This window comes from Mycobacterium sp. 852002-53434_SCH5985345 (genome assembly GCF_001667155.1).
GTDB lineage: Bacteria > Actinomycetota > Actinomycetes > Mycobacteriales > Mycobacteriaceae > Mycobacterium.
In genome coordinates this window covers 1-7,081 of record NZ_LZIE01000050.1, presented here as the reverse complement: position 1 = coordinate 7,081, position 7,081 = coordinate 1, and the positions used below count along the sequence as shown (strand labels likewise).

Below are 7,081 nucleotides of genomic sequence, written 5' to 3'. Positions count from 1 at the left end.
TGATCGGGGTGGCCGGCGCGCTGATCACGCTGAGCCAGAACATGAACACGGGAACGACTCCCGACGACTACGACTTCACCTTCACGACCAACCTGACCGGCCCCGGGTACGGGCTGCTCGTCCTCGGCTACCTGGTGGCCTACGCGGTGAGCGCATTCGCGCAGTCGGCGTTCCTGTCCGGCTGTCTTGACCTGGCCGACGGGCGCGCCGTCACCATCGGCTCGTTCTTCAAGCCGCGCAACCTCGGCATGGTGTTTCTGGCCGTGCTGATCGTCGAGGTCCTCACCTCGATCGCATCGGCTTTCTGCTTCATCCCGGGTCTCGTGTTGGGCATATTCACCCAGTTCACCGTGGCGTTCGTGATCGATCGCTCGGAGTCGGCGATCAAGGGCTTCACTTCCAGCTTCTCGCTCGCCGGGTCGAATTTCGTCAACGCGCTGCTGGTGTGGCTGATCGTGTTCGCGTCCGCCATCGTCGGGCTTCTGTTGTGCGGTGTCGGCCTGTTGGTGGCGGCCCCGGTCGCGTCGCTGCTGATCATCTACGCCTACCGCAGGCTGAGCGGCGGCCAGGTGGTCCCCGTGCCGCAGCCGGGTTACCACCCGGGTCCGCCGCCGGCGTAACCGCCGATCCAAGCGGAGGCCGCGCCCGAAGTTACGGCGTTGTAAGCCGCAGCCGCGGTGCGCTGCGGCGTTGTGCCGCTTGTGATGAGATCACCATGTCATGAGCATCAAAGTCGCGCTGGAGCACCGCACCAGCTACACCTTCGACCGGCCGGTCCGGGTGTATCCGCACGTCGTGCGGCTGCGCCCCGCGCCCCACTGCCGCACGCCCGTCGAGGCCTACTCGCTGCGCATCGAGCCGGACGAGCACTTCATCAACTGGCAACAGGACGCGGTGGGCAATTTCCTTGCGCGCCTTGTATTTCCGAATCCCACCCAGCGGCTGACCATCACCGTCGGGCTGATCGCGGACCTCAAGGTGATCAACCCGTTCGACTTCTTCATCGAGGACTGGGCCGAGACGTGGCCGGCGCATGGGTTGACCTACCCGAAGGAGCTCGCCGACGACCTGGAGCCATACCTGCGGCCGGTCGACGAAAACGGTGACGGGTCGGGGCCCGGTGAGCTGACGCGGGCCTGGGTGCGCAACTTCTCGGCGCCGGCCGGCACCCGCACCATCGACCTGCTGGTCGCGCTCAACCGCGCCGTCAACGCCGACGTCGCCTACAGCGTCCGAATGGAACCCGGCGTGCAGACACCGGATCACACGCTGCGAACCGGGGTCGGCTCGTGCCGCGATTCGGCGTGGCTGCTGGTATCGATCCTGCGCCAGCTTGGGCTGGCCGCCCGTTTCGTGTCCGGCTACCTGGTGCAGCTGGCCTCCGACGTGGAGGCGCTCGACGGGCCGTCGGGCCCCGCCGCCGACTTCACCGACCTGCACGCCTGGACTGAGGTGTACATCCCCGGTGCGGGCTGGATCGGGCTGGACCCGACGTCGGGGTTGTTCGCCGGCGAGGGCCACATCCCGTTGGCGGCCACCCCACAGCCGGCGTCGGCGGCGCCCATCAGCGGCGGCACCGAACCGTGCGAATCGGTGCTGGAGTTCTCTAACACCGTCACCCGGGTCCACGAGGACCCGCGCGTCACCCTGCCCTACACCGACGACGCGTGGGACACGATCCGCGAGGTCGGCCGGCGCGTCGACGAGCGGTTGGCGGCCGCCGACGTGCGGCTGACCATCGGGGGCGAGCCGACATTCGTTTCGGTGGACGATCAGGTCGCCGAGGAATGGACCACGGCCGCCGACGGCCCGCACAAGCGGCAGCGCGCCTCCGACCTGGCCGCGCGCCTCAGAGAGGTGTGGGCGCCGAGCGGGTTGGTGCAGCGCGGGCAGGGCCGGTGGTATCCGGGAGAACCGTTGCCGCGCTGGCAGATCGCGTTGTATTGGCGCACCGACGGGCGACCGCTGTGGAGCGACGGCACGCTGCTGGCCGACCCGTGGCTGGGCGACTTGGCGCCGGCCGATAGCGACGCGGGCCACCGGCTGCTCGCCGCGATCGCCGACGGCCTGGAGCTGCCGCCGTCGCAAGTGCGGGCCGCCTACGAGGACCCGCTGCACCGGCTGGCGACCAAGGTGCGACAACCCGAGGGCGACCCGGTGGACCCGGCCGACGACCTCGACGCGGACTCCCCCGCCGGCCGCGCCGCCCTGCTGGCCCGCCTCGACGAATCCGTCACCGCCCCAGCGGCTTTCGTGTTGCCGCTGCACCGCCGCGACGATGGTCAGGGCTGGGCCAGCGCCAACTGGCGGCTGCGGCGCGGCCGAATCGTGTTGCTGCACGGCGATTCTCCGGCGGGGCTGCGGCTGCCGCTGGATTCCATCAGCTGGCGGCCGCCGCGCCCGTCGTTCGATGCCGATCCCCTGGGCGTCGGGGACGAGCTGTCGACGCAGTCGGGCACCGCGGTGGTGGAGGACTCCGACACCGCGCCGCCTACCGCGATGGTCGCCGAGATCCGCGATGGGCTGCTCTACCTCTTCATGCCGCCCACCGAGGCGCTGGAGCACTTCGTCGACCTGGTCGCACGCGTCGAGGCCGCGGCGGCCAAGGTCGACTGCCCGGTCGTGATCGAGGGCTACGAACCCCCGCCGGACCCCCGGCTGCGCTCGACGACCATCACCCCGGACCCCGGCGTCATCGAGGTCAACGTCGCGCCCACCGCGAGCTTCGCCGAGCAGAGTCAGCAGCTCGAAACCCTCTATGAGCAAGCCCGATTGGCGCGCCTGTCCACCGAGTCCTTCGACGTGGACGGCACCCATGGCGGCACCGGCGGCGGCAACCACATCACCCTCGGCGGAGTCACGCCCGCCGACTCGCCGCTGCTGCGGCGACCGGACCTGTTGGTATCGCTGCTGACGTACTGGCAGCGGCACCCGTCGCTGTCGTACTTGTTCGCGGGCCGGTTCGTCGGCACCACGTCGCAGGCCCCCCGGGTCGACGAGGGCCGCGCCGAGGCGCTCTACGAACTCGAGATCGCGTTCGCCGAGATCGCCCGGCTGTCGGCCGGTGGTGCGGCGAAGCCCTGGGTGATCGACCGCGCGCTGCGGCACCTGCTGACCGACATCACTGGCAACACCCACCGCGCAGAGTTCTGCATCGACAAGCTCTACAGCCCCGACAGCGCCCGCGGCCGGCTCGGCCTGCTGGAACTACGCGGTTTCGAGATGCCGCCGCATCTGCGCATGGCGATGGTGCAGTCGCTGCTGGTGCGCTCGCTGGTGGCGTGGTTCTGGGACGAGCCGCTACGCGCCCCGCTGATACGCCACGGCGCCAACCTGCACGGCCGATACCTGTTGCCGCACTTCCTGATTCACGACATCGCCGACGTTGCCGCGGACCTGCGCGCGCACGGCATCGCGTTCGAGACCAGCTGGCTGGACCCGTTCACCGAATTCCGCTTCCCCCGCATCGGCACGGCGGTGTTCGACGGGGTGGAGATCGAGTTGCGCGGGGCGATCGAACCGTGGAACACCCTCGGCGAGGAAGCCACCGCGGCCGGCACCGCCCGCTATGTCGACTCGTCGGTCGAGCGCATCCAGATCCGCATCATCGGCGCCGACCGGCACCGCTACGTGGTGACGGTCAACGGCTACCCGGTGCCGCTGCTGGCCACCGACAACCCCGACATCCACGTGGGCGGAGTGCGGTTCAAGGCCTGGCAGCCACCGAGCGCGCTGCACCCCACCATCAGCACAGACGTGCCGCTGCAGTTCGAGCTGGTCGACCTGACGACGGGCACGTCGCGCGGCGGGTGCACGTATCACGTCGCGCACCCCGGTGGGCGGGCCTACGACGAGCCGCCCGTCAACGCCGTCGAGGCCGAGGCACGGCGCGCCCGCCGCTTCGAGGCGACCGGCTTCACCCCCGGCAAGCTCGATCTGTCCGACATTCGGGAGAAACAGGCCCGGATCTTCACCGATATCGGCGCGCCGGGCATCCTCGACCTGCGCCGCGTGCGTACCGTTCAGCGGTAATGGCGTTTGCGGACATGACATTCGGCATCGGTACGGGGTCGGCGCCCCCGGCCGACCGCTACGACGCCGACCGCCTGCTGGCCGGGTACCGGGCCGCGCGCGCCCAGGAAGCGCTCTTCGATCTCCGGCATGGCCCGGCCGCCGGCTACGACGAATTCGTTGACCGGGACGGACAGGTGCGGCCGGCCTGGACGGAGCTGGCCGACACCATCGCGGAGCGCGGACGGGCGGGGCTCGACCGGCTGCGCTCGGTGGTGCGCGGCCTGATCGACAGCGACGGCATCACCTACACCGACGTCGATCCCGCCGGACACGGCCTCGAGCCGCGGCCGTGGATCCTGGACACGCTGCCGCTCGTGCTCTCCGCCGCGGAGTGGGAGGCGCTGGAGGCCGGGCTGGTGCAGCGATCCCGGCTGCTCGACGCCGTGCTCGCCGACCTGTACGGGTCGCGCAGCCTGCTCACCGAGGGGCTGCTGCCGCCGGAGCTGCTGTTCGCCCATCCCGGTTACGTGCGCGCGGCCAACGGCATCGAAGTGCCCGGGCATCACCAGCTCTTCCTGCACGCCTGTGACGTCAGCCGGCTACCGCACGGCACCTTCCAGGTCAACGCCGACCGGACGCAGGCGCCGTCGGGCGCCGGCTACGCGCTGGCCGACCGGCGCGTCGTCGCGCACTCCGTGCCCGATCTCTATGAACGGATCGCGCCGCGCCCGACGACACCGTTCGCCCAGGCGTTGCGGCTGGCGCTCATCGACGCCGCGCCCGACGATGCGCAGGATCCGGTGGTCGTGGTCCTGAGCCCGGGTATCTTCTCCGAAACCGCTTTCGATCAGGCGTATCTCGCGACGCTGCTGGGCTTTCCCTTGGTGGAGAGCGCGGACTTAGTGGTACGCGACGGCAAGTTGTGGATGCGCTCGCTGGGCACCTTGAAACGGGTGGACGTGGTCCTGCGCCGGGTCGACGCCGAATACGCCGACCCGCTCGATCTGCGGGCCGACTCCCGGCTCGGCGTCGTCGGTCTGGTGGAGGCGTCGCACCGCGGGACGGTGACCGTCGTCAACACGCTGGGCAGTGGCATCCTGGAAAACCCTGGGCTGCTTCGGTTTTTGCCCGAGCTGTCCGAGCGCCTCCTCTCCGAAGCGCCGCTGCTGCAGTCCGCGCCGGTCTACTGGGGCGGCATCGCGAGCGAATGCTCACACCTGCTGGCCAATCTGTCCTCGCTCCTGGTGAAATCGACCGTCGGCGGTAAAACCCTTGTCGGCCCGACCCTTTCGTCATTGCAGCTGGCACAGTTGGCGGCCGCGATCGAAAAGATGCCCTGGCAGTGGATCGGCCAGGAACTGCCGCAGTTCTCGTCGGCGCCCACCGACCATGCCGGGGTGTTGTCCTCGGCCGGCGTCGGCATCCGGTTGTTCAACGTGGCCCAGCGCAGCGGGTACGCCCCGATGATCGGCGGCGTCGGCTACGTGCTGGCGCCCGGGCCGGCCGCGTACACGTTGCAAACCGTTGCCTCGAAGGATGTTTGGGTGCGCCCGACGGAGCGTGCGCGGGCCGAGACGGTGACCCTGCCGTCGCCCGTGTCGCCGGCGAAGACCGCGGCGGGCACCTGGGGTGTCAGCTCGCCGCGTGTGCTGTCCGACCTGTTCTGGATCGGCCGCTACGGCGAGCGCGCGGAGAGCATGGCGCGCCTGCTGCTCGTCGCCCGGGACAGGTTCCATGTCTACCGGCATCAGCAGCACACCGAAGAGAGCGAATGCGTGCCGGTGCTGATGGCCGCGCTGGGCCGGATCACCGGGGCCGACGACGACCGTGCCAGCGACGGGGCCGAGATGATCGCCGTCGCCCCCTCGACGCTGTGGTCCCTGACCGTGGATCCCGAGCGGTCCGGGTCGCTGGTGCAGTCGGTGGAAGGGTTGGCGCTGGCCGCCAGGGCGGTGCGCGACCAGATGTCCAACGACACCTGGATAGTGCTGGCCGGGGTGGAGCGCGCGCTGGCTCAGCGGCGGGAGCCGCCGGATTCCCTCGCCGAGGCCGACGCGCTACTCGCGTCGGCCCAGGTGCAGACGCTGTCCGGGATGCTCACCCTGTCGGGGGTCGCCGGTGAGTCGATGGTGCGCGACGTGGGCTGGACGATGATGGACATCGGCAAGCGCATCGAACGCGGCCTCTGGCTGACCGCGCTGCTGCGGGCCACCTTGACCGCCGTCCGCGCGCCCGCGGCCGAACAGACCATCATCGAGGCCACGCTGGTGGCGTGCGAGTCCTCGGTCATCTACCGGCGCCGCACCGTGGGCCAGGTCAGCGTCGCCGCCGTGGCCGAGCTGATGCTGTTCGACGCGCAGAACCCGCGGTCGCTGCTGTATCAAGTGGAGCGGCTGCGGGCCAACCTCAAGGACCTGCCCGGGGCGTCGGGGTCGTCGCGCCCGGAACGGCTGGTGGACGAGATCGCCACCCTGCTGCGCCGCTCGCATCCCGCCGAGCTGGAAGTCGTCAGCGCCGACGGGCAGCGGGCCGCGCTGGCCGACCTGCTCGGTTCGGTGCACGCCGGGTTGCGCGAGCTGGCCGAGGTCATCACCACCACGCAGTTGGCGCTGCCCGGCGGCATGCAGCCGCTGTGGGGCCCCGACGTGCGCCGGGTGATGCCGGCCTAGCGGTGATCGCGAGCGCGGCGAAGCCGGGCGAAGCGGGTCACCGCCATCGGGGCTAGCGGTGATCGCGAGCGCGGCGAAGCCGGGCGAAGCGGGTCACCGCCATCGGGCCTAGCGGTGATCGCGAGCGCGGCGAAGCCGGGCGAAGCGGGTCACCGCCATCGGGCCTAGCGGTGATCGCGAGCGCGGCGAAGCCGGGCGAAGCGGGTCACCGCCATCGGGCCTAGCGTCGCAAATACACGTTGCGTCAATCGGGTTCGTCGTCGTCACCGTCGCGGAGGATTCTTTCGGGGTGGTGGTAGGTGTTGGTGCGGGGTTGTCCGTGGTCGAGGTGTGGTGGTGGTAGCCATTCGGTTTCGCCGCGGGCGTTGGTGCGGGTGGTCCAGCCTTTTTCGGCGAGC

Annotated in this window: 2 protein-coding genes and 2 pseudogenes; 3 read left to right on the top strand and 1 reads right to left on the bottom strand. The window is 70.4% G+C overall.

Annotation, left to right across the window (positions count from 1 at the left end):
• The 3 genes and pseudogenes from A5756_RS26230 to A5756_RS11075 all read left to right on the top strand — a co-directional run.
• A pseudogene (locus tag A5756_RS26230) lies at nt 1-620 on the top strand (hypothetical protein); the annotation flags it as partial.
• A 100-nt stretch (nt 621-720) separates the two neighbouring features.
• Nucleotides 721-4,032: a DUF2126 domain-containing protein gene (locus A5756_RS11080; protein ID WP_066952070.1), complete on the top strand. Its 3,312-nt coding sequence runs from the start codon at nt 721-723 to the stop codon at nt 4,030-4,032.
• Complete coding sequence (locus A5756_RS11075) at nt 4,032-6,683, top strand: circularly permuted type 2 ATP-grasp protein (protein WP_066952068.1); 2,652 nt, start codon at nt 4,032-4,034, stop codon at nt 6,681-6,683. Before A5756_RS11080 ends, A5756_RS11075 begins: the two co-directional genes overlap by 1 nt.
• Nucleotides 6,684-6,927: 244 nt before the next feature.
• Here the strand turns inward: A5756_RS11075 and A5756_RS26225 are convergent.
• Nucleotides 6,928-7,081: pseudogene (locus A5756_RS26225) on the bottom strand (hypothetical protein); the annotation flags it as partial.

Bases quoted from the DNA above. Each gene is read 5' to 3' on its own strand.
- A5756_RS11080 (WP_066952070.1), top strand. From the start codon at position 721: ATGAGCATCAAAGTCGCGCTGGAGCACCGCACCAGCTACACCTTCGAC.
- A5756_RS11075 (WP_066952068.1), top strand. From the start codon at position 4,032: ATGGCGTTTGCGGACATGACATTCGGCATCGGTACGGGGTCGGCGCCC.